This window comes from Cryobacterium sp. MLB-32, from assembly GCF_000738085.1.
Lineage (GTDB): Bacteria > Actinomycetota > Actinomycetes > Actinomycetales > Microbacteriaceae > Cryobacterium.
The window spans coordinates 1-825 of sequence record NZ_JPRS01000596.1; the positions used below are offsets into that span (position 1 = coordinate 1).

The following is an 825-nucleotide window of genomic DNA, read 5'->3' on the forward strand; positions in this document are numbered from 1 at the left end:
TCGAGCCCGGAAAATCGCCGTGTTGAACAAAGAGGCCGCGGCTGTCGCTTCTGATTTGGCTCCCCAATGTCAGGTTGTAATCTTGCCCAACCCGGGGCCCGTTCAGCAGCGCGACCACGATCCAGAAGATCCGTCCCGCTGCGCACCGATTGTCGTGTTTGCCGGGAGTGTCAGCTATCGCAAAGGTGTTGACACATTACTCGATGCTTGGGACCTTGTGTTAGAAAAATGCCCCTCAGCGCAGTTGCGAATTTTCGGACCAGCCACCGACCCCGAACTCGTGAACAGGGCCGGGCCATGCTACGAAGGGCGCGCTTCTCCTTCCACAGTACTCAGCGCCCTTGGACAGGCGAGAGTCGCAGTTCTTCCGTCGCGTGCTGAGGCCATGCCAATGTTTGTAATCGAAGCGATGGCTATGGGGCGACCCGTGATTGTGACAGATGTGGGCGCCATGGCCGAGCAGGCCGCTGGAAATGGAATGGTCGTCGGTACGGGCGACGCGATCGGCCTTGCCGAAGCGATCACAATCTACATGACTACTCCAGCAAGAGCCAGTCACGACGGACTCGCATCAGCAAGGAAGTATCGCAAGGAGTTTAACCTCTCAGCGCTCGAAAATTCTCTCCTCAGATTCTATGACGCGGAGCACCTCACGACCACATTGGGGAAATTATGACTATCGTGTTTGTGGCTGGAAGCGGTGGCCATCTCACGCAACTGGATATCCTATCCAAGAGAATTCCCGGCTCGAACGGGGCTATCTGGATCTCAGATTCAACGACGCAGAGCGAATCCTTGCTTGCTGGCCGAAGATTCATCCCGTAC

Annotated in this window: 1 protein-coding gene; it reads left to right on the forward strand. The window is 56.5% G+C overall.

The window, feature by feature from the left end; translation table 11 throughout:
• A partial coding sequence (locus JF66_RS22655; RefSeq protein ID WP_156109963.1) for a glycosyltransferase family 4 protein occupies window positions 1-676 on the forward strand: 676 nt, incomplete at its 5' end.
• Window positions 677-825 lie beyond the last annotated feature (149 nt).